Raw genomic sequence first — 21,549 nt, forward strand, 5'->3', positions numbered from 1 at the left:
CCCTCCCACATGGACGGTTGGGGTTTTTTCCGGGGCGGCGGGGGGGGGGCGCGCCCCCCCCCCCCCCCCCGCGCCCCCCCCCCCCCCCCCCCCCCCCAACACCGGGTATTTGGCGCGCATCTGCTTCCACATCGTCATTGCGAGCGAAGCGAAGCAATCCAGATTCTTTCCGCGGAGGGACTCTGGATTGCTTCGTCGCTTGCGCTCCTCGCAATGACGTCGAGAGAGTGGGGCCTTACCCCCGCCGCTTCGCATTCGCGGCAATGGCCATCAGCGTGCGCTGGGCGATGGCGGCGGCTAGCGTTGATTGCTTGCGGGTGTCGAGCGCGGCGGTCGCGAGCTGCTCGATGATTGCGGCGAGCCGCGCCACGCTGAAATTGCGCAGCGCCGTTTCCACCGCGGGCTTTCGCGAAAAATGCAGGCGCGGATAGCCGCCCTCGAGCACCGCGGAGGCAGGCTGGCCGTCGGCGATCGCGAGCGCAGATTTGTGCAGCCACGCGGCCTGGCGCTGCGCGGCGGAGATGATCACGCCGGGATAGGTGCCGGCGATCATGGCCTTTGCAAATTCCGTCTCGACGATGTCGGGCCGGCCGGCGAAGGCGCCGTCGACGATGGGGTCGAGTTTCAGCTCGGACGCATCGGCAACGACGGACATCACGTCATCCAGCGTGATCTCGCCTTTGCCATGCGCATAGAGCGTCAGCTTGCGCAGCTCATTGCGCGAGGCCTGGCGGTCGCCGCCGAGGAATGACATCAGCGCCGCGCGGGCATCCTGCGCGATGCGCAGATTGCCGATGCGGAGCTCGTCGTCCATCAGCTTGGCAAGGTCGCGCTCGGTGTCGGGATAGCACCCGATCGCCACGGCCGTCTTGGCGCGCTCGCAGGCTTTGCGCAGCGGCGATTCCGGGCGCAGCTCGCCGGCCTCGATCACGATCCGGCAATCCCTCACGCCCATCTCCGCCAGCGTATCGATGCCGCTGGCAAAGCTGCGCGAGCCGGCGCGGACGCGGATGGCGCGGCGGCCGCCGAACAACGGCACCGTCATGGCTTCATCGACGAGCCGCGACGGCTCGGCGGAGAGTTCGTCGCCGTCGAGCTTGACGAGGGAGAAGGGATCGTTGGGGTCGTCGACGGCCGAGGCAATCAGTGCATCGGCGCGCTCGCGCACGAGGCCGGCATCGGGACCGTAGAGCAGGATGATCGGTCGGCCCCCGTCGGGACGGGCGAGGAAGGCGTCGATCTCTTTTCCGCGCAGCGCGACCATCGGACCTGACTGTCATTCCAGGGCGCACGAAGCGCGAACTACGGCGCGCAATTGCGCGCCTGAGAATCTCGATCAATAAATCTCTGGATTCCGGATCCGCCCTGCGGGCGCTCCGGAATGACGGGGATGACTTAAGTGCCGGCGATGAAGAACGAGGCGAGGCGAGTGTTGATGTTCTCGGCGATCTCGTTGGCGGCACGATCCTCGGCATCGCGAAGGGCCCGGTTGCGGGCAAAGCGCTGGTAGGAGCCGGGCATGTCATAGGACACGCGCGCGAACGTCGTGCCGGTCATGACCGACTTGCCGCTGACGACCTCGATCAAATTGTACTGGGCGTCGATGCCGTAGTTTTCACTGTTCGGCAGGCCGGTATTGGGATCGACGATCAGCGACGTTTTGCTGCTCGCGAAGCGAATTTCCAGGCGATGGGTCGGCGGCATGCCGGTGGCCGTGCCGTAGAGCTTGAAGGCCAGGGCGTTGCGGACCTCGACGCCGACACGGGCCTCGCGGGAGGCATTGGCCTTGTTGATCGGCGGAAGGTCGACCCCCATCAGCTTCTCGCGCAGGCCGGGGGTGCCGTCACCACGCTCGGCATACATCGGCTGGAAGCAGCCAGCCGTCAGCGCCGCCAATGCGGCGACCGCCAGCAAGCGGGCAGCGATCCGGATCCTAGCCGACAACATTCACGATCCTCTTGGGGACGATGATCACCTTGCGGACGGGCTTGCCGTCCAGGGCCAGTTTTACCGCATCGAGGGCCAAAACGGCAGCCTCGATTTCCGGATTCTGGGCCACTGTTGCAACTGTGACCTCACCCCGCTTCTTGCCATTGACCTGGACCACCAGGGTCACGGCGTCTTCAACCAGCAAATCGCGTTCGATTTGGGGCCAATCGGCTTCGGAAACCAGCCCGCTATGGCCCAGAACCTGCCAACACTCCTCGGCCAGATGCGGCATCATCGGGGAGAACAGCTGAACCAGGATCTGGCTGGCCTCCCGGACCGCCCAGGCGAGGTCAGGTGAGGGCTGGCCGGGGCGCTGGAGCACCTCCGAAAACGCATTGGCGAATTCGCGGATATGGGCCAGGCAGACATTGAAGTGCAGCCGCTCGATGCCAGTGGTGACCTTGTCCAGCGCGCCATGGGCGGCCTTGCGCAAGGCGGTCGCATCCGGGCCGAACGAGCCCGGACGATCTGCCGGCGCGGCCTGGCCGAGTTCCACTGCATCGTTCACCAGCCGCCACAGCCGCTGCACGAAGCGCGAGGCACCCTGGACGCGCTCGTCGCTCCAGATCACGTCGCGGTCGGGCGGGGAGTCCGACAGCATGAACCAGCGGGCGACATCGGCGCCGTAGGTCTCGATGATGTCGTCGGGGTCGACCGTGTTCTTCTTCGACTTCGACATCTTCTCGATCGGACCGATCTGGATGTCTTCGCCTGACGTCAGCAGCGTCGCGCGCCGGCCGTTGCCGCCGACCTCGATCTTCACCTCGGCCGGCTGCACATAGGTGCCGTCGGCCTTCTGGTAGGTCTCGTGCACCACCATGCCCTGCGTGAACATGCCGGCGAACGGCTCGTCCAGCGCAATGTGCCCGGTCGCCTTCATCGCGCGGGTGAAGAAGCGACTGTAGAGCAGATGCAGGATCGCGTGCTCGACGCCGCCGATATACTGGTCGACCGGCAGCATCCGGTTGGCGACAGCTGGCGTCGTCGGTGCGTTCTCGTTCCAGGGATCGGTGAAGCGCGCAAAATACCAGGACGAATCCACGAAGGTGTCCATGGTGTCGGTTTCGCGCTGGGCCTTGCCGCCGCATTTGGGGCAGGTGACGTGCTTCCAGGTCGGGTGATGATCGAGCGCGTTGCCCGGTCTGTCGAAGGTCGCGTCATCAGGCAGCGTCACCGGCAGGTCGGCGTCCGGCACCGGCACCACATCGCATTTGGGGCAATGGATGACGGGAATCGGGCAGCCCCAATAGCGCTGCCGTGAAATACCCCAGTCGCGCAGGCGGAAATTGACCTGACGCTCGCCGACCGGCGCGTTGCCGCGCAGTTCGCCCTCCAGGCGCTTTGCGACCTCGTCCTTGGCCTGCTCGATGGTCATGCCGTCGAGGAAGCGCGAATTGATCATGCGGCCGTCACCGTCATAGGCGGTGTCGGTGATAACGAAGGTCTTCGGGTCCTGGCCCTCGGGGCACACCACCGGCGTGACGCCGAGGCTGTATTTGTTGACGAAGTCGAGGTCGCGCTGGTCATGACCCGGGCAGCCGAAGATCGCGCCCGTGCCGTATTCCATCAGCACGAAGTTCGCGACATAGACCGGCAGCTTCCAGCTCGGATCGAACGGGTGCACCGCGCGGATCCCGGTGTCAAAACCCTGCTTTTCCGCGGTGTCGATGATCTCTTGCGCGGTGCCGATCTTCTTGATGTCGGCGATGAACTGGGCAAGCTTCGGGTTCTTCGCGGCTGCTGCCTGCGCCAGCGGATGATCCGACGAAATCGCCATGAATTTGGCGCCGAACAGGGTGTCCGGGCGCGTCGTAAAGATCTTCAGCTCGCTCTCGCCGGCGGGCGTCGTCGCCTGATCCAGAGCGAAGCGGACCAGCAGGCCCTCGGAGCGCCCGATCCAGTTGCGCTGCATCAGCCGCACCTTGTCGGGCCAGCGGTCGAGCCCATCCAGCGCCGAGAGCAGCTCCTGCGAGTACTTCGTGATCTTGAAGACCCACTGGCTCATTTCCCGTTGTTCGACAACGGCACCCGAGCGCCAGCCGCGGCCATCGATCACCTGCTCGTTGGCGAGCACGGTCATGTCGACCGGATCCCAGTTGAGCTTGCGCTTCTCGCGCTCCGCGAGGCCGGCGGCGAGCATGTCCAAAAACATCTTCTGCTGATGCTTGTAGTAGCTGGGGTCGCAGGTCGCGAATTCGCGCGACCAGTCCAGCGACAGCCCGATCGAGCGGAGCTGCTTCTTCATCGCGGCGATGTTGTCGTAGGTCCAGGCCTTCGGCGCGACCTTGCGCTCGATGGCGGCGTTCTCGGCCGGCAGGCCGAAGGCGTCCCAGCCCATCGGGTGCAGCACGTTGAACCCCTTGGCGCGCATGAAGCGGGCCAGCACGTCGCCGAGCGTGTAGTTGCGGACATGGCCGATATGGATGCGCCCGGACGGGTAGGGGAACATCTCCAGCACGTAGTATTTCGGCCGCGAGTCGTCGTTCTTGGAGACGAAGATCGCCTGCTGGTCCCAGGCGGCTTGCCAGCGCGGTTCGGCGTCGCGGGCGTTGTAGCGTTCGGAGGTCATGGAATCGTTGGGTTTTCGTGGATTCGGCCGTCTAAAGACGGCGGACTAGGCCATAGAAGTCCTTAGGGGGTCAATGGGTTGCCGCTGGCGGCGGCCCCCCGCAAGGCTGCTCCGCTAAAGTACGGACGGCCCATTGGGATCGGATTAAGGGGTCGGTGCGAGGTTGGCCGCCGACAGCACCCCGCCAGGCGATGGAATCAGGCTTCGACGATCTCGATTACGACTATGCCGCGTCCGTCGCCGGACGGGCGGTGCGGAGCATGGTCGAGCAGCGGATTCCGCCGACGCCGACCAATTTTGCCGTCTGGTTCCACTATTTCGCAGGCAGCCATGACGACCTGCGCAATGCCATCGAACTCCTGATCGACCACAACCGTCCGTTCGACGCCAGGATCAACCAGGATCTGTTCGAGACCTATGTCGCGCCCCGGGCGGGCGCCGTCGCCTCCGAGACGTCCGATCGACTGCATACCCTCATGGGGGCGGCGAAGGAGTTTCTGGCGACGGCCATGGCCGACAATCGTTCCCAGATGCAGGCGATCAGCGAGGTCGCTGATCGGGGCAGGGCCGGGGTCGATCCGAAGGCGCTGGTCGCCCAGCTCATGAATGAGCTGGCCCGGGCCGCCACGAGGGCGACGCGGCTCGAGGCCGGCTTTGCCGAAAAGACCCGCGAGCTCGACGTGATCCGCGACTCGCTCTCCAAGTCCGAGGAGCGCGCCCGGACCGATACGCTGACGGGGCTGGCAAACCGGCGGGCGCTCGATGAATTCCTGCGCAAGGCACAGACGACCGCGGATTGGGGCGAGCCGCTCGGCGTGCTGATGCTCGACATCGACCACTTCAAGACCTTCAACGACAATTTCGGCCATGGCGTCGGCGACCAGGTGCTGCGCCTGATTGCGAAAGTGTTGCGCGAAAAAGTTCGCAAGCAGGATCTGTCGGCCCGCTATGGCGGCGAGGAGCTGATTGCCGTGCTGCCGGATGCCGATCTCGCCACTTGCGCCGAGATCGCCGAGCGCATCAGGCGCGCGATCGCCGAATGCACGATCACGCGCCGCTCGACCGGCGAGACGCTGCCCGGCATCAGCGTGTCGATCGGCGTGGCGCAGTACCGGACCGGCGAGACGATCACCGATCTGATCGAGCGCTGCGACCGCGCGCTCTATCTCGCCAAGGGCGGCGGCCGCAATCGCGTGGTGACAGAAGTCGAGCTCGATCGCGCCGCGGCTGCGGGCTAGGCGCTCGCGGCCAGCATCATGGCGGCCGCGCCGTTCTCGATCACCTGGATGCCGTGCTCCATGACATTGTTGCGGCCGCGGTGTTTTGCGGCGTAGAGCGCGGCGTCGGCAGCTTCGATGAGATCGCCGGGGCGCAGCGTCTCGTTCGGCTTCGTTGCGGCAACGCCGATCGAGACGGTGACGATCATGTGGGCGGAGGTGATGTGCGGCAGGCACAGCTTCAGCACGGCCGCGCGCACCTGCTCGCCGATCTCGACGGCGCGGTTCACGTCGGTGTTCGGCAGCAGCAGGCAGAATTCCTCGCCGCCATAGCGGGCCGCAAAGCCCATCGTGTCGGCGGCGATGCCGGACAAGGATTCGCCGAGCCGGGTCAGGCAGGAATCGCCTTCGAGATGGCCATAGGTGTCGTTGAACAGCTTGAAGTGATCGACGTCGATCATCAGCAGCGCGAGCTCGCTGTCATATTGCTGCGCGCGCATCCATTCGAAGTCGAGCCGGCTCTGGAAGCCGCGGCGATTGGCCAGCCCCGACAGCATGTCGATCGAGGCCATCACGGTGAGGCGGTCGTTGCTCGCGATCAGCTCGCGCTCGCGCTGGCTGAGCTGCGCGGCCATCGCGTTGAAGGCGCGGGCCAGCGGCACGAACTCGGCCGGCAGACGGTTGCGTGCGGCGCGGGCCGAGAGGTCGCCCTCGCCGAGGCGTTTGGCCATGTCGGCCAGCATCTCGATCGGCTTGATCACGAGCTTCTCGGCGGCGATCAGCGCGCCGAGCAGGACGAACAGGACGACGAACGCGAGCTGCAGATAGGCGGTGCGGATGTCGCGGCTGACCGCCGCGGACACCTTGTCCTCGTCGATGCTGGCAATCAGGCGGGCATTGGTGCCGGCGATGCGGATATAGCTCACCGCGCGGCGGGAGCCGTCGGCGGCGAGGAAGGAGAGTGAGCCCTCGTCCTGGTCCGAACGCAGCGCCCTGTCGGCGATCGCCGACATCAGCGGCATGTTGTCGAGCGGACGGCCGATCGCGCTGTGCTGGTCAGCCGGCGCGGCGAGCACGGTGCCGGCGCTGTCGACCAGCACGGCAGTGATGCCGGCACGGCCGCCGAGATTGCTCATGACCTTCGACATCCAGTCGAGGTTCACGGTGGCGAGCACGACGGCATCCGCCACACCGCTGAAGGCCGACACCGGATAAACCGCCATGACGGTCGGCGACGGCACGGGCCGCGACAGGATGAAGTCGCTTAGCACGAAGCGGCCGGTTTCCTGCGCCTGCTGGAAGTATGGCCGGTCGCTGAGGTCGAGGCCGACATACATGTTGTTGGTGGCGCACTGGATGCGTCCGTCCTGGCCGGCGATCAACAGCGTGCGGATCCAGGGAAGGTTCGACGGCAGGCTCGCGCGCAGCACGTCGCAGCTCTTGCTGATGCCGCCGGCGGAGGCGCGGATGAAGGCTTCAGATTTCAGGATGGTTTCGACCGACGAGATCACTTCGCGCTGCGCGTCGGCGCTGTGTCTTGCAATGGTGGTGAATTCGGTCGCGGCCTGCGCGATCTGCCGCGCGCGCGTGTCCTCGAGCGAACGGATGCGCTCGAACATCAAAGGCGTCACCAGAATCACCGCGAGCAACGCAAGCCGTGCCCGGATTCCGAGAACCTGCTTGAGTTTCACTCGTTTGCGGTTGAAACTGACGTTTGCCATCTTCGCTGCCCACCCCATCGGCCAAGGTAAAGCGAAGGGTTCAAAAACTCTTTCTTGAACTCGGTAAAATTAGAACTAGCTCCGCAACAATCCAGTCCGAACCGACGTCATGACCGAAACCAACGCCGCGCCGGTAACCGGCCATTCACCAAACGCGCTCGCCGCGGTCGAAGCCGAAATTGTCCGCGCCTGCAAGGAAGCGCGGCGCGATCGTGCCTCCGTGACGCTGATCGCGGTGTCCAAGACGTTCGCCGCGGATGCAATTATCCCGGTCATCGACGCCGGACAGCGCGTATTCGGCGAAAATCGGGTGCAGGAGGCCAAGGGCAAGTGGCCGGCGTTAACGTCCGCTTATTCCGGCATCGCGCTGCATCTGATCGGGCCGCTGCAGTCCAACAAGGCGAAGGAGGCGGTGGCGCTGTTCGATGCCATCCATTCGGTCGACCGCCCGAGCATTTGCCAGGCGTTAGCCAAGGAAATCGAATCCCAGAACAGGCACCCGGAGCTGTTCGTCCAGATCAACATCGGCGAGGAGCCGCAGAAGGCCGGCATCGCTCCCGGCGAGGCCGATGCCTTCATCGCGAGCTGCCGCGACAGCTATGGGCTGACGATCTCCGGCCTGATGTGCATCCCGCCGGTCGACGAGCCGCCGGCGGCGCATTTCGCGCTGACCGCCAAGATCGCAGTGCGCAATGGATTGAAGAATCTCTCGATGGGCATGAGCGCGGACTTCGCCACCGCGATCATGCTCGGCGCCACCCATGTGCGCGTCGGGAGCGCGATCTTCGGGCACCGGTAGTTGCTGTCGTCCCTGCCTAGTGCGCAATTGCGCACGGGGCGCAGGGACCCATATCGCGTGATCTCTGATTGGTGGGTGGTCTTCGTACCGGCGAAAGTGAGGTAACTGCCAGTCTTCGCCAAACTTCTCCCTGGAGTTATGGGTCCCTGCGTCCGCAGGGACGACGGCGGTGTGTACGGTGGTTACGCAAACCCCACCGACACCTGCCCCAGCACGCCAAAATCCACCGCGAAATGATCGCCGGCCTGGATCGGCAGCGGCGGATGGCATGTGCCTGTCGTCACCGCCTCCCCTGCCCGCAAGGTGATGCCGAGCCCGCGCAGCTCGTTGGCAAGCCAGGCCAGGGCAACACGAGGATCGCCGAGGACGTTCTTGCCGTGGCCGAGATAGCGCTGGCCGCGCAGCGTGATCTGCGGTCGCTCCTCGACGAGATCCATGGCGCGCCAGTTCGCAGTCGTCGCGGCGCCCAGCACGAACAGATGCGCGCAGGCATTGTCGGCGATGAGCTGTGCCTCGCCGGCGCTGGCGAAATCGCCAAAGCGCGAGTCGGGAATCTCGATCGCGGGATGCAAGGTGCCGACGGCGGCGAGCGCGTCGTCGACACTGTACGGCGTCGCGCGCGGCGGCAGATCGCGGCCCATGACGAAGGCGAACTCCGGTTCGCCGACGCGCATCTCGTTGCCCTTCATCGACGCGGTGCCGCCGTCGGCGATCACGGTGTCGCTCATGATGCGGCCGGCCAGCGGGCCCGCGACATTGATGTGCTTCTGTCCGGCCTCGCTTGTCGCCGCGATCTTCCAACCGAACAGCTTTCCAAGCGGTTGGTTTTCGAGGACGGCCTGAATGGCATAGCCATCGGCGCGGCTCTGCGGCCGCAACCGCGGCTCCAGCGCGTCAAACTTGGTGCCGTCGCGCCAATGTTTGACCAGGACCTGCGATGCGGCGGCGATCTGATCCTTGTCGAGCATGTGCCCTCACCCGATGATGATTCTTGTTCTTGGTCCCAGTCGCCGCAGCAATTGCAGCATCGCCGCTCTGGTCATCGAGACGCAGCCCGCGGTCGGCCCGAAATTGTCGCGCGCCAGATGCAAAAACACCGCACTGCCGCGGCCGGCGATACACGGTCTGGTGTTGTGGTCGATTTCGATGATGAAGTCATAGAGATGGTCGGTCCGCTTGAGACGGTCACCGCCCTGCTCCGGTCCGAGCCGGATCGCCTGATTGTAGTGGCGATCTCCGGCGTCCTCGCACCAGGCGTCCGTGTCGCCGATGGTCCGGGCCGGAAGAAAGGTCCGCGGACGGCTGTACCGGTCGCCCCGCCACCATAATTGCCTGGGACGGAAGCTGCCCCTCGGGGTGCCGCCATCGCCCTCGCGCTTGTTTGCCAGGATTCCGCCCCGCCCCAGCGCCACAGGGATCGTCAGCGCGCCGGCCGTCAGCCAGCCCCGGCGCGGATTCCCGGCCGCAGGTTTAACGCGGATCGCTCGAAGCGGTCCGGAGCTTCGATTCTTTGGGTAACTAGCTGAATTCGCTTTATTTTTCATGTGAATGTGCGATGTCGAATTCATTACAGGACATTCATCAAAACGGCCTGAGATTTTGAGTTAGAGTGCTTCTGGCTTGTGAATCGGTAACAGCCCACTACTTCAACACGAACAACAATAATAACGGCGACCCCCCTAACTTTCCCTCGCGGCTGGGTGCAGCATGCATGCGCGCCGAGCCGGACTCCAAAAGGATGACCCCCTATGGCCAATGCCCGCAAGATCCTCATCGTGGATGACGATACCGATCTGCGCGATACGTTGGTGGAGCAATTATCGCTGCACGAAGAATTTGAGGCCTCCGCCGTCGATACCGGCGCCAAGGGCGCGAGCGCCGCGAAGGCCAATGCCCCCGATCTGGTCCTGATGGATGTCGGCCTGCCCGACACCGATGGCCGCGAGGTGGTTCGTTCCTTGCGCAAGGGCGGCTTCAAGGCTCCGATCATCATGCTCACCGGGCATGACACCGATTCCGACACGATTTTGGGGCTGGAATCCGGTGCCAACGACTACGTCGCAAAACCCTTCCGTTTCGCCGTGCTGCTGGCCCGCATCCGCGCCCAGCTCCGCCAGCACGAGGCGAGCGAGGACGCAGTGTTCTCGGTCGGCCCCTACTCCTTCCGCCCGGGCTCGAAGATGCTGACCGCGGCCAATGCCCGCAAGGTCCGGCTCACCGAGAAGGAAACCGCCATCCTCCGCTTCCTCTACCGGGCCGGTCAGATGCCGGTCTCGCGCGAGACCCTGCTCCAGGAGGTCTGGGGCTATAATTCCGGCGTCACCACCCACACGCTGGAAACCCACATCTACCGCCTCCGCCAGAAGATCGAGAAGGACGCCGCCAATCCGGAGATCCTGGTCACGGAAGCCGGTGGCTACAAGCTGGTGCCGTGATACGCTTTAGGGGCGTGCGAATCGTTTTAGATCGCATGCCCTTTGAGCCCCGGACCTGAATGTCAATCGACGACGACGTAGCGCTTCTCGAGCGTGTCCCGACACTGCGCTTGTTGGGAGACGCGTCGTTGCGCATGCTGGCGATCGGCTCCGAGCAGCGTAATTTCGTTCGCGGCGACGTCCTGTTCAATCTCGGCGACGAAGCCGATGCCGGATACGTGGTTCAACGCGGCGCCTTTCGGGTCGACGACGGCGCCGGCGCGGAGATGATCGCCGGTCCCGGCGCGCTGATCGGCGAGCTCGCGCTGGTGGTGCCGATGAAGCGGCCGTCGAGCGCGGTGGCGCTGGAGCACGCCTCCGTCATCCGCGTCGCGCGCAGCCTGTTTCAACGCGTGCTCGAGAGTGACCCGGCTGCGGCCGTTCGCCTGCGTGACGAATTCGCGGTGCGCTCCAGCCAGATCGCGAGCGATATCCTGATGGCGGGCGCGAAGCTGACGTCGTCGTAGCCCGGACGGCGCCGTCAAACCTCCAGCGTCACCGTCACCGGCACGTGGTCCGACGGGCGCTCCCAGCTCCGCGCGTCGCGCAGGATCTTGAAATCGCTGACCGCGTCCTTCAGTGCGCGCGAGACCCAGATGTGGTCGAGCCTGCGGCCGCGATCGCCGACGGTCCAGTCGGCGGAGCGATAGCTCCACCACGTATAGACCTTCTCCGACATCGGAAAACGCTCGCGCGCGACGTCGACCCACTCACCGGCTGCCAGCGCGGCTTGCAGCTTCTCGGTCTCCACAGGTGTATGCGAAACCACTTTCAGAAGCTGCTTGTGCGACCAGACGTCGTTCTCGTGCGGCGCGACGTTGAGATCGCCGACCAGGATGTGGCGATCCTCCCCGCGCGGATGCAGCGGCTCGCAGGCCTTCATCTCGTCGAGGAAGCGAAGCTTGTGGTCGAATTTCTCGTTCAGCGCGGCATCGGGAATGTCGCCGCCCGCGGGCACGTAGAAATTATGCAGCACCAGCGGCTTTGCGATGCTGGCCTTCTCGCCGAACGAGACCGAGATGTGGCGCGAATCCACCTTGTCGCAGAAGGTGCGGATGTCTTTCGATTCGAACGGGATCTTCGAGACGATGGCGACGCCGTGATAGCCCTTCTGCCCGTTCAGTGCGACATGCTCATAGCCGAGCCGCTTGAAACGCTTCAGCGGAAAGGCATCGTCGATGCACTTGGTTTCCTGGAGGCACAGCACGTCCGGCCGCGCGCTCTTGAGAAACTTCGCGACCAGGTCGATGCGCAGCCGCACCGAATTGATGTTCCAGGTTGTCAGGGAAAGACGCATGAGGGATGCGTCTTAGCAAGCTCTCGTAGGGTGGGCAAAGGCGCAAAGCGCCGTGCCCACGTCTTTTCGGGTTTGGGTGCAAGGTTCGTAGCGAGCCCTCGTAGGGTGGGCAAAGCGAAGCGCGCCCACCAATGCCTGCCGCAAGGAGAGATGGTGGGCACGGCGCTAATGCGCCTTTGCCCACCCTACGGCAGTAGAGCTTTCAACCCGGCGATGGGCCGTAATTGGTGAAATCGATCTTGAACATGGCAGGATCGAGCTTCTTGCCCGCATCGAGATTGTAGACCGCGATCGTGGTGTCGTAGCCCTGCGGGTCGGTGACGGTCCACTGCTTCAACTGGCCGTCCTTGGCGCCGAACATCAGCAGAAGGCGGCTGGTGCCGACCAGCGCCTGCTTCTCCTCGATGGTGACGCTGACGAAGACGTCGTCGGCCGAGACGTTGACGACGTTGGTGTCCTTCATCAGGTCGATGCGATCGGACAGCAGGAAGCGCAGCGGTGTCTGCGACAGCGGATAGACGTCCTGGGTCGCGAGCTTGCGGTCGCGCACCACCAGCGACGATCCGTCGGCGACGATGTCGATCGGGCTTGGCGCGTCATATTCGAAGCGCACCTTGCCAGGCTTCTGGATGTAGAAATCGCCCTGCGTCTTGCTGCCGTCGGGGCCGACCTGGACGAAATTTCCAACCAGCGTCGACAGCGAGGACAGATAGGCGCTGACCTTGGCCGCCTGCGCCTTCTGGTTGGCGTCAAACGTCTGGAAGATGCTGGTCGGCACGTTGCGGCGCGGATCCGGGATGACCGGGTTCGGCGGCGTCTGGGTCGCGCCGGTGACGGCGGGCCCACCAGCCGAACCGCCATCGCGGCCCTTCGGCGCGGGCTTCGGCACAGGCACGGTCTGCGCGAACGACGCCGTGGTCACCATCGCGGCGGTGACGAGAAGCACACCGGCCATGCGCGCGCTTCGCGCAGCGATGGTGGCAGCGAATCGAATGTCCGGATGTCTGATCAACGCGTCGTCCTGTGTGGCTGGGCGCCCTTTTAGCGTGATTTCGCTACTGCAGATATCGATTTTGCGTGAAATTATGTTCAGAGGCGGCTCGCCTCACATGTGGCTGTCTTCTTCCTCGACCAGAATCTCGCGCTTTCCGGCGTGGTTGGCGGGTCCGACGATGCCCTCGAGTTCCATGCGCTCCATTAGCGAAGCGGCGCGGTTATAGCCGATCTGGAGCCGGCGCTGGATGTAGCTGGTCGAGGCCTTGCGGTCGCGTTTGACGATGGCCACGGCCTGTTGGAAGAGATCGCCGCCGCCATCCGCGCCCATGCCGCTGGCGTCGAACACGGCGCCACCGTCCTCGTCCTCGGTCGGCTCTTCGGCCGTGACGGCCTCGAGGTATTCGGGCTGGCCCTGCGTCTTGAGGTGACGCACCACCTTCTCGACTTCCTCGTCTGACGCGAAAGGTCCGTGCACACGGCTGATGCGGCCGCCGCCCGCCATGTAGAGCATGTCGCCCTGCCCGAGCAGCTGCTCGGCGCCCATCTCGCCCAAAATGGTGCGGCTGTCGATCTTGGACGTCACCTGGAAGGCGATGCGGGTCGGGAAGTTCGCCTTGATGGTGCCGGTGATGACGTCGACCGACGGGCGTTGCGTCGCGAGGATCACATGCAGGCCGGCGGCGCGCGCCATCTGCGCGAGGCGCTGCACCGCGCCTTCGATGTCCTTGCCGGCGACCATCATCAGGTCGGCCATTTCGTCGACGATGATGACGATGTAGGGCAGCGGGTCGAGCGAGAGCTTCTCTTCCTCGTAGATTGCCTTGCCGGTTTCCTTGTCGAAGCCGGTGTGCACCGTGCGCGTCGGTTCCTCGCCCTTGGCCTTCAATTCGAGCAGACGCGTATTGTAGCCGTCGATGTTGCGCACACCGAGCTTGGCCATGTTCTTGTAGCGCTCTTCCATCTCGCGCACGGCCCATTTCAGCGCGACCACCGCCTTCTTCGGATCGGTCACGACGGGCGTCAGCAGATGGGGAATGCCGTCATAGACGGAGAGTTCGAGCATCTTCGGATCGACCATGATCAGGCGGCACTGGTCCGGGCGCAGCCGGTAGACCAGGCTGAGGATCATGGTGTTGATGGCGACCGACTTGCCGGACCCGGTGGTGCCGGCGATCAGCATGTGCGGCGTGCGCGCGAGGTCGATGATCACGGGGTCGCCGCCGATGGTCTTGCCGAGGCAGAGCGGCAGCTTCGCAACCGAATCGACAGTCTCCTTGGCGACCAGCAGCTCGCGCAGATAGACCTTTTCGCGATGCGCATTCGGTAGCTCGATGCCGATGGCGTTACGGCCGGGTACGACGGCGACGCGTGCCGACAGCGCGCTCATCGAACGGGCGATATCGTCGGCGAGACCGATCACGCGCGATGACTTGATGCCGGGCGCCGGCTCCAGCTCGTACAGTGTGACCACGGGACCCGGATTGGCTTTCACGATCTCGCCGCGCACGCCGAAATCCTGCAGCACGCCTTCGAGCGCGCGCGAATTGGCTTCCAGCTCAGCCTTGCTGAGCGGCTGGCGATCGCCCGCCTTGGGCGCGGCCAGCACGGACACAGACGGAAGCTCGAACTTGTCGGAGGATTTCTTGGAAGCGGCCTTTGGTGCAGCCTTCTTGCGCGGGGCGCGCGCGGCCGGCTCCTCCTCTTCCTCCTCGTCTTCCTCTTCTTCGTGCTCGTCCTCGTCAATTTCGTCTTCGGACTGCGGCGAGATCGACGGCGCGGCGCGGCCGGCGCCGAGATTCGGCTCCTGGCGGCTGAACGCAACGGCTTTGGTCTTCGGTCCGCTCGAGACCAGCGAGCGGTAAGCGGTGCCGAGCAGCCAGATCAGCCGCGCCTTCGTGCTCATCAATGCGTGGAACAGCCACCCCAGCGACACCGAGCCGCGATCGCTCTCCTCGTCTTCGTCGAGCGGCTTGTCGTCGTCCTCGATCTCCGCGAACTCGTCGTCATGCGCGCGCGCGCCGAGGCCGCAGGCGATCAGGAAGGTCGCGCCCATCGCGGCGAACAGGATCGTGCCCAGCACCATGCGATAGATCGTGCCCGCCGGTCCGAAAATCACCGCGGGCGCGCGCACCAGCGCATCGCCTACCACGCCGCCGAGGCCGGTCGGCAGCGGCCAGGCGCCGCCATGCGGCCAGCAGCTGGCAAAGCCCGCAGCGATCACGGTGCAGAGAATCCAGGAACCGAGCCGCAGCGCCTCGCGGTCGAACGGGCGATGGGTCATCATGCGCCAGCCCCAGACCGCGACCGTCAGGACCAGCATGATCGCGCCGAGCCCGAGGATCTGCATCGCAAGGTCGGCGCCGATCGCGCCGGCATAGCCGAGAATGTTGCGGATCGGCCGTGAGGTCGCGTGGCTGAGGCTTGGATCCTGCACCGACCAGGTCATCAGCGCGGCCGAGGCGACGCCGGACAATGCAATCAGGCCGAAACCGGTGAGCTCGCGCATACGTCGCGCCAGCCCCTCGCGGATCGACGGTGGCAGATGGCCGACCAGTGGAATGACACGTTCGATTGCCGACATGCTCATGGGCCCCGCCTAACCCAGAGTCTCGACCAGGCGGTGCAGCGCCTGCGCCGTGGTCTCGCCATCCTGCACCAGCGCAAGGCGAATGAAACCTGCGCCCGGATTGAAGCCGTCGGGCTGGAGCCGCGCCAGATAGCTGCCGGGCACCACGCGTACGCCTGCTTCCTTGAAGAGCCTGAGCGTGATCGACACGTCGTCGCCGAGCGCGGACGTGTTGAGCCAGACGCAGAAGCCTGCGTCAGGTCGGCGATAGCCGTAACGATCGCCGATGATCTGGTCGGCGAGATCGAACTTGATCCGGTAGAGCCTGCGGTTCTCCTCGACATGCGCCTCGTCGCCATAGGCAACGGTCGCGACATGCTGGAGCGGTACCGGCACCTGCGGCGCTGCGATGTTGCGCAGCTCGAGGAACATGCCGATGAATCGCTTGTCGCCGGCGGCGAAACCGACGCGCAGGCCCGGCAGGTTGGAGCGCTTCGACAGCGACTGGAACGCAACCACGCGGGTGAAATCAGGACCGGCGCATTCGAGCGCGCTGCCCGGGGCCTCGCGGGTGTAGATCTCGGAATAGCACTCGTCGCTGAGGATCACGAAGCCGTAGCGGTCGGCGAGCTGCTTCAACCGCCTGAAATAGTCGGGCTTGGCGACCGAGCCCTGCGGATTGGCGGGCGAGGCCAGATAGAACGCCACCGTGCGCGCCAGCGTCGCTTCGTCGATGGCATCGAGATCGGGCAGAAAGCCGTTTTCCACGGTGGTCGGCAGGTAGACCGGCTCGCAGGCCGCGGCTCGGGCGCCGGCGCCATAGACCGGATAGAACGGGTTCGGCATCAGGATGGCGGGCTTGCCGGGGCGCGGGCCGACATAGCGCGCGGCCGCGATCGCGGCGAGGAACAGCCCCTCGCGGCTGCCATTGAGGACGAGAATCTCGTTCTCGGGGTCGAGCGGCCGCGGCAGCTTGAAGCGCGACGACAGCCAGGCGCCGGCGGCGTTCCGGAACGGGTCGGTGCCCTTGTTCGCGGGGTAACGGCCGAAATCGGCGATGTGCTTGGCCAGCACCGGGCCGACGAAGTCAGGCACGGGATGCTGGGGCTCGCCGACTGCAAGAGTAATCAAGGGTTTACCCGGCTGATGGGGTGCCAGCAGCTCGTTCAGCCGGACGAAGGGCGAGCGTTCGCTATCGGAGCTTCCACTGTCCTGCGGCGCACGGGATGAAGCGGTTATAGCCATTCTGGACGCCAGCACTCTTGGAACAGCCGGTCGCACCAAGGCGCCGGCGGGAAGCGGTTCACTTCACCATAGATAGGGCGAGGTTAAGACGCGATTAACCATCGGCTTTCCGCGCCATCAAGAGTCATTTCCGTGACCCAGATTTGAGGTCCGGTCCGTCCGGAGCGGGAACAATGAGGCCGAATACAGCGGGCACATGGCGGGCCCGGGTCCCGTCATGGCCGGGCCTGTCCCGGCCATCCCCGGCCCATTCTACCGTACCCAAGAACGTTCACGCCCGGGACAAGCCCGGGCATGACGAGTTTCCGGATAGGGGCGCGCCTAGTGCCCCGGCAACTTCTCGAACGTCGCCATCCCCGCCGGGATCGCATGAAACTCCTGCTTGTCGCAGGTGTAGATCGCCATCTGCGGGTGGAACTGCTTTGGCTCGTCCAGGGTGCCGACCTTCAGGATCGCCGCGGGCAGTCCCGGAACCTTGGTCACCAGATGGGTGCCGCATTCGGCGCAGAATTCGCGCGTGACGGCGCGTTCGAGGTCCTTGCGCGTGAATTGCTTGGGCTGCCCGGTGATGTAGCTGAAGCCGGCCGCCGGCATCGCGATGAAGGTGTTGGGCGCGCCGCCCGAGATGTACTGGCACTCGCGGCAATGACACTGGGCCTGCATCATCGGATCACCTTCGGCCACGTAGCGCACTTCGCCGCAATAGCATCCGCCTTCCAAACGCATGACGACCTCCCGATTTGTTTTTCGTTGTGGTCGATATTTCTGCGCCGGCAATCTGAAATGGCAATCTATTTCTTTTGCGCAACGGTCAAAAAGAACATGGCGTTCTCGATGGGAAGGCTGCGGAGAATGCCTTACGCCTATCGCTTGGCGATGCCGCAGCCGTTGAAAGCTCGACTTCTCCAGCATCCGCTGCTCATGCATTCCGCTTCCTGCCGCACGCAGAAGGTTGAGCCACAATTGGGCTGGCCGCCAAAACTGACGCAAGCCACCGCGCAATTTCTGCGCATCGTGGAGCAGCTCATCCCGTTGCCGCCCGGCGCGGCCTGTCCGCCGTCGCGCCGATCGGAAGGCGCAGCAGCCGCATTGTCATTGCGCTTTGCGGCGCGCTTCGGGTCGGGCTGCCTCCGCTCGGATTCTCCGCTTGGCGCTGATACCTTTGAGAAGTCGTAGCGACACGGCCAATAGGTTTCCGTGCGGACCCCAGCCCCTTTGGAAGCCTTCAGTTCGAGCACGATCTTGTATCGATAGGACGAGCCCGCGGCGCGATTCAGCGGATCCTTGTCGCCAATGATACCGTTGACGGAGATAGTGCTGTTGCCGTCCGCTTCGATCTTGCCGTCATAGCTCACAGAGCCGGGCTTGCCCTCGTCCCCGAGCACCGTGTGCAGCACTCCTTCCTTGATGCGAAAGACATATTGGCGATGGGCTTCCGGAAAAGGCGGTTTGCTCTCGCAGCTTTCGTTGGCGATCCAGGTTCCGTCGAAAGTCGTCGGGCGCTTTGCGCTGTCGATGGATTTCGACAGCAGCTCGATGCGGTATTTCGCCAGGTCTGCAAAGGCGCAGGACGGGAAGCGAAGCAGATGATCCTTGAAGGCCGTGATGGTCCCGAGCGCGTCCGCACCGCGCCAATGGTCGGCGGCCTCTGCGCAAGGGTCAGTCCGAGGTGAAGATGGTGTCAGCGCCGCGGGTTCGGCTTTGCCATTGAGGTAAAACTCGCCGAAGAACGACAACGACAGCTCCGGGACCTGTGATCCCTTGGTGCGCTTGTAGACGCCGGCGCCGATGGTCTGGAACACCGTATTGATGTTGTCCCTGTCGCTGATGTGCTCCAGGAACGAGCTGGTATAGGGACTGTTGCGGCCGTTGCCGTCGTCGGCCGTGCGACCGGCCTGGGTCGCATAGGAGATGATGGTGCCCTCCGGGCTCTCCATCTTGGCCAGCCCGCGGCTGACGGTTACGCCGCGCCCCTGCCCGATGTTTCGCCGGAGCTCGTCCGCGAAGGGATTGTCGCGGCAGGCGTCGAGCACGAGGATGCGCAGGTTCTTGGCCTGCTGCAAATCCGCCAGGATCTCGTCGGCGCGCACCAGGCGCCGCAGATCAACCTCGTCGCGCACGACGGCATCGACGGGCACCAGATAGTTGACGCCTGCGAATTGCAGCGCGTGTCCGCTGTAATAGAACAGTGCGACGTCGGCGCCGCGGGCCTCGCGCGCAAAGCGAAGAACGGTGTCCTGCATGGCGGCCTGATCGAGATCGGTCGCGACCAGGGGCTCGAATCCCGATCGCTTCAGCGCCGCGCCGATGTCGGCCGCATCATTGGTCGGATTGGCGAGCGTGGGAACGTTCCGGTAGGCGCCGTTGCCAATCACCAGCGCAACGCGCTTGTCGGCCTTGGCGTCGAGGGCAGACAGGGCAAGCGACAGCAAACACAAAGCCACGAAACGCAACAGGCTCATGAGACCGTGCTCCGGACGGGAGCATGATATTCACCAGTTTCGGGACAATGCAATTTGGGCTTGGTGCAGGCGTGGCCGCTGCGACGATGCGGCGCGCCAAAAAGAAAGGGGCTCCAGCTTGCGCTGGAGCCCCTCAACGGTCGGGACATTGCCGGGTATGTGCCCCAAACCGTAGTTGTGGGCACGGCCCCCGCGGAGGCCGCGCCCGGGAGGAGAGTTACATGTTGTAAGCGCGCTCGGTGTGTTCGGTGATGTCGAGGCCTTCACGCTCGGTCTCGACATTGGCGCGGAGGCCAACGATCACATCGACGACCTTGTAGAGGATCGCCGAACCGATGCCCGACCACACCAGCGTGGTGCAGACGCCCCAGAGCTGGGAGATCATCTGCGCCGCGAAGTCGTAATCGGCGACCTTCGGCGGGATCGCGGTGTAGTCGATGATGCCCGCACCACCCAGCGCCGGATTGACGAGGATGCCGGTGCCGAGGGCGCCGACGATGCCGCCGACGCAGTGCACGCCGAACACATCGAGGCTGTCGTCGTAGCCGAGCGCGTTCTTCACGACGGTGCAGAAGAACAGGCAGACCACGCCGACCACGAGGCCGAGGACGATCGCACCCATCACGCCGGCGAAGCCGGCGGCAGGCGTGACGGCCACGAGGCCCGCGACAGCGCCGGAGATGACGCCGAGCACCGACGGGTGACCCTTCACGATCCACTCCGCGAACATCCACGACAGCGCGGCGGCCGCGGTGGCGACGAAGGAGTTGGTCATGGCGAGGGCAGCACCGCCGTTGGCTTCGAGGTTGGAGCCGGCGTTGAAGCCGAACCAGCCGACCCAGAGCAGCGAGGCGCCGATCATCGACATGGTCAGCGAGTGCGGAGCCATCAGCTCCTTGCCGTAGCCGACGCGCTTGCCGATCAGCAGAGCGCCGACGAGACCTGCGATGCCGGCGTTGATGTGCACCACGGTGCCGCCAGCGAAGTCGATCGCGCCCTTCTTGAAGATCCAGCCGGCGTCGGCGTTGATCTCGTCGAGCTTGGCCTGCGCCGCGGTCTTCGCAGCCGCATCAGTGGCAGCAGCGAGTGCCTTGGCAGCGTCCTGGATCATGTCCGGGCCGGGCCAGTACCAGACCATGTGCGCGATCGGGAAGTAGATCAGCGTGACCCAGAGCGGGATGAAGAGCGCGATTGCCGCGAACTTCATGCGCTCGGCGAAGGCGCCGACGATGAGGGCCGGCGTGATCGCCGCGAAGGTCATCTGGAAGCACATATAGATGAGCTCCGAGATGTTGGCGTCGACCGAGAAGGTCGCGGCCTTCGAGTCGGTGGTGACGCCCATCATGAAGGCCTTGGAGAAGCCGCCGATGAAGTCGGAGCCGCCGGTGAAGGTGAGGCTGTAGCCGTACACGGCCCAGATTACGGTGACGACGCAGACGGTGTAGAACACCTGCATCAGCACGGAGAGCATGTTCTTGGAACGGACGAGACCGCCGTAGAACAGCGCGAGGCCGGGGATCGTCATCAACAGCACAAGCACTGTCGATGTCAGCATCCAGGCGTTGTCTCCCTTGTTGACCGTTGGCTCGGCATAGGCCGCGGTCGCAGCGAACATGCCGACTGCGAGAGCCGCCAATCCCGCGCCATAGGGACGCTTAAACGTCATTTTATTCACTCCTGATTGGTAAAGGTTGAGCGCGAAATCAAAGGGCCGCGGCATCGGCCTCGCCGGTGCGGATGCGAACCGCATGGTCGAGGTTGATGACGAAGATCTTGCCGTCGCCGATCTGCCCGGTTTTCGCGGCGGACGTGATGGCGTCGATGGTCTTGTCGACCTGGTCGGAGGCGACAGCGACCTCGATCTTGATCTTGGGCAGGAAGCTCACGGCGTATTCGGCGCCGCGATAGATTTCCGTATGGCCTTTCTGGCGGCCATATCCCTTGACTTCCGTCACCGTGAGACCGTGAACGCCGATGGCGGTCAGGGCGTCACGGACTTCTTCCAGCTTGAATGGCTTGATAATCGCCATAACAATTTTCATGGGTCCTATCCCCGCTTGGCCCGGTCCGGACGTGGCCGGGCGTTTCTCGACTGGTTCGCCACGAGGGAGAAGTTCACTACGCGGGCACAGCCAGCACCCTTAGAATCAAATGCCGTGCCAGATCGGGCGCGTTGCCTAACGGACTATGAAAACGGGTGTTTTCGCGTTTGAC

The 21,549-nt window shown here is 64.6% G+C and carries 18 protein-coding genes; 4 read left to right on the top strand and 14 right to left on the bottom strand.

The window, feature by feature from the left end; genetic code table 11:
* Window positions 1-235: 235 nt before the first annotated feature.
* The 3 genes from holA to leuS all read right to left on the bottom strand — a co-directional run bounded on the left by holA (window position 236) and on the right by leuS (window position 4,558).
* On the bottom strand, window positions 236-1,264 hold the full coding sequence (holA, locus tag ABIA90_RS07095) for a DNA polymerase III subunit delta (RefSeq protein WP_354118387.1): 1,029 nt from the start codon (window positions 1,262-1,264) through the stop codon (window positions 236-238).
* Between the two features lie 131 nt (window positions 1,265-1,395).
* Window positions 1,396-1,947, bottom strand: coding sequence for an LPS assembly lipoprotein LptE (lptE, locus tag ABIA90_RS07100; protein ID WP_028150179.1), 552 nt, complete (start codon window positions 1,945-1,947; stop codon window positions 1,396-1,398).
* Window positions 1,934-4,558 (bottom strand): leucine--tRNA ligase, encoded by a 2,625-nt coding sequence (gene leuS, locus ABIA90_RS07105; protein WP_354118388.1) that lies wholly within the window; start codon window positions 4,556-4,558, stop codon window positions 1,934-1,936. The genes lptE and leuS overlap by 14 nt, the downstream gene beginning before the upstream one ends.
* 191 nt (window positions 4,559-4,749) lie before the next feature.
* Here leuS and ABIA90_RS07110 point away from each other — a divergent pair, with 191 nt between their 5' ends.
* Window positions 4,750-5,796 (top strand): GGDEF domain-containing protein, encoded by a 1,047-nt coding sequence (locus tag ABIA90_RS07110; RefSeq protein WP_354118389.1) that lies wholly within the window; start codon window positions 4,750-4,752, stop codon window positions 5,794-5,796.
* On the opposite strand, the gene ABIA90_RS07115 is transcribed toward ABIA90_RS07110, so the two are convergent.
* Window positions 5,793-7,496 (bottom strand): diguanylate cyclase domain-containing protein, encoded by a 1,704-nt coding sequence (locus tag ABIA90_RS07115; RefSeq protein WP_085403080.1) that lies wholly within the window; start codon window positions 7,494-7,496, stop codon window positions 5,793-5,795. The genes ABIA90_RS07110 and ABIA90_RS07115 overlap by 4 nt on opposite strands.
* 109 nt (window positions 7,497-7,605) lie before the next feature.
* Between ABIA90_RS07115 and ABIA90_RS07120 the strand changes: the two genes are divergently transcribed.
* Window positions 7,606-8,295, top strand: coding sequence for a YggS family pyridoxal phosphate-dependent enzyme (locus ABIA90_RS07120; RefSeq protein WP_354118390.1), 690 nt, complete (start codon window positions 7,606-7,608; stop codon window positions 8,293-8,295).
* A 182-nt stretch (window positions 8,296-8,477) separates the two neighbouring features.
* Here ABIA90_RS07120 and ABIA90_RS07125 read toward each other — a convergent pair whose 3' ends face one another.
* On the bottom strand, window positions 8,478-9,263 hold the full coding sequence (locus ABIA90_RS07125) for a 2-keto-4-pentenoate hydratase (protein WP_354118391.1): 786 nt from the start codon (window positions 9,261-9,263) through the stop codon (window positions 8,478-8,480).
* 6 nt (window positions 9,264-9,269) lie between these two features.
* The gene (locus ABIA90_RS07130; protein WP_354118859.1) at window positions 9,270-9,839 is read right to left on the bottom strand and encodes a L,D-transpeptidase family protein; all 570 of its coding nucleotides are present in this window, start codon (window positions 9,837-9,839) and stop codon (window positions 9,270-9,272) included.
* 204 nt (window positions 9,840-10,043) lie between these two features.
* Between ABIA90_RS07130 and ABIA90_RS07135 the strand changes: the two genes are divergently transcribed.
* On the top strand, window positions 10,044-10,730 hold the full coding sequence (locus ABIA90_RS07135; RefSeq protein WP_007598630.1) for a response regulator transcription factor: 687 nt from the start codon (window positions 10,044-10,046) through the stop codon (window positions 10,728-10,730).
* A gap of 59 nt (window positions 10,731-10,789) precedes the next feature.
* Window positions 10,790-11,236, top strand: a complete 447-nt coding sequence (locus ABIA90_RS07140; protein WP_071908749.1) for a cyclic nucleotide-binding domain-containing protein — start codon at window positions 10,790-10,792, stop codon at window positions 11,234-11,236.
* A gap of 14 nt (window positions 11,237-11,250) precedes the next feature.
* Here ABIA90_RS07140 and xth read toward each other — a convergent pair whose 3' ends face one another.
* The 8 genes from xth to ABIA90_RS07180 all read right to left on the bottom strand — a co-directional run bounded on the left by xth (window position 11,251) and on the right by ABIA90_RS07180 (window position 21,377).
* Window positions 11,251-12,066 carry an exodeoxyribonuclease III gene (gene xth / locus ABIA90_RS07145; protein ID WP_354118392.1) on the bottom strand — a complete coding sequence of 272 codons (816 nt, stop codon included), beginning with the start codon at window positions 12,064-12,066 and terminating at the stop codon, window positions 11,251-11,253.
* A gap of 202 nt (window positions 12,067-12,268) precedes the next feature.
* Window positions 12,269-13,021 carry an outer membrane lipoprotein carrier protein LolA gene (locus ABIA90_RS07150; RefSeq protein WP_354118393.1) on the bottom strand — a complete coding sequence of 251 codons (753 nt, stop codon included), beginning with the start codon at window positions 13,019-13,021 and terminating at the stop codon, window positions 12,269-12,271.
* Window positions 13,022-13,171: 150 nt separating this feature from the next.
* A complete protein-coding gene (locus ABIA90_RS07155; protein ID WP_354118394.1) occupies window positions 13,172-15,649 on the bottom strand; it encodes a DNA translocase FtsK in 2,478 nt (825 codons plus the stop codon).
* Window positions 15,650-15,658: 9 nt separating this feature from the next.
* Complete coding sequence (locus ABIA90_RS07160; protein ID WP_354118395.1) at window positions 15,659-16,873, bottom strand: aminotransferase class I/II-fold pyridoxal phosphate-dependent enzyme; 1,215 nt, start codon at window positions 16,871-16,873, stop codon at window positions 15,659-15,661.
* Between the two features lie 321 nt (window positions 16,874-17,194).
* The gene (locus ABIA90_RS07165; protein WP_354118396.1) at window positions 17,195-17,599 is read right to left on the bottom strand and encodes a GFA family protein; all 405 of its coding nucleotides are present in this window, start codon (window positions 17,597-17,599) and stop codon (window positions 17,195-17,197) included.
* Between the two features lie 137 nt (window positions 17,600-17,736).
* On the bottom strand, window positions 17,737-19,335 hold the full coding sequence (locus ABIA90_RS07170) for a caspase family protein (RefSeq protein WP_135213954.1): 1,599 nt from the start codon (window positions 19,333-19,335) through the stop codon (window positions 17,737-17,739).
* A 217-nt stretch (window positions 19,336-19,552) separates the two neighbouring features.
* Window positions 19,553-21,001 (bottom strand): ammonium transporter, encoded by a 1,449-nt coding sequence (locus tag ABIA90_RS07175; protein ID WP_085403070.1) that lies wholly within the window; start codon window positions 20,999-21,001, stop codon window positions 19,553-19,555.
* Window positions 21,002-21,038: 37 nt separating this feature from the next.
* On the bottom strand, window positions 21,039-21,377 hold the full coding sequence (locus ABIA90_RS07180) for a P-II family nitrogen regulator (protein WP_008142813.1): 339 nt from the start codon (window positions 21,375-21,377) through the stop codon (window positions 21,039-21,041).
* Window positions 21,378-21,549 lie beyond the last annotated feature (172 nt).

Origin of the sequence: Bradyrhizobium sp. LA6.8 (assembly GCF_040547935.1) — a bacterium.
Classification (GTDB): Bacteria; Pseudomonadota; Alphaproteobacteria; order Rhizobiales; family Xanthobacteraceae; genus Bradyrhizobium; species Bradyrhizobium barranii.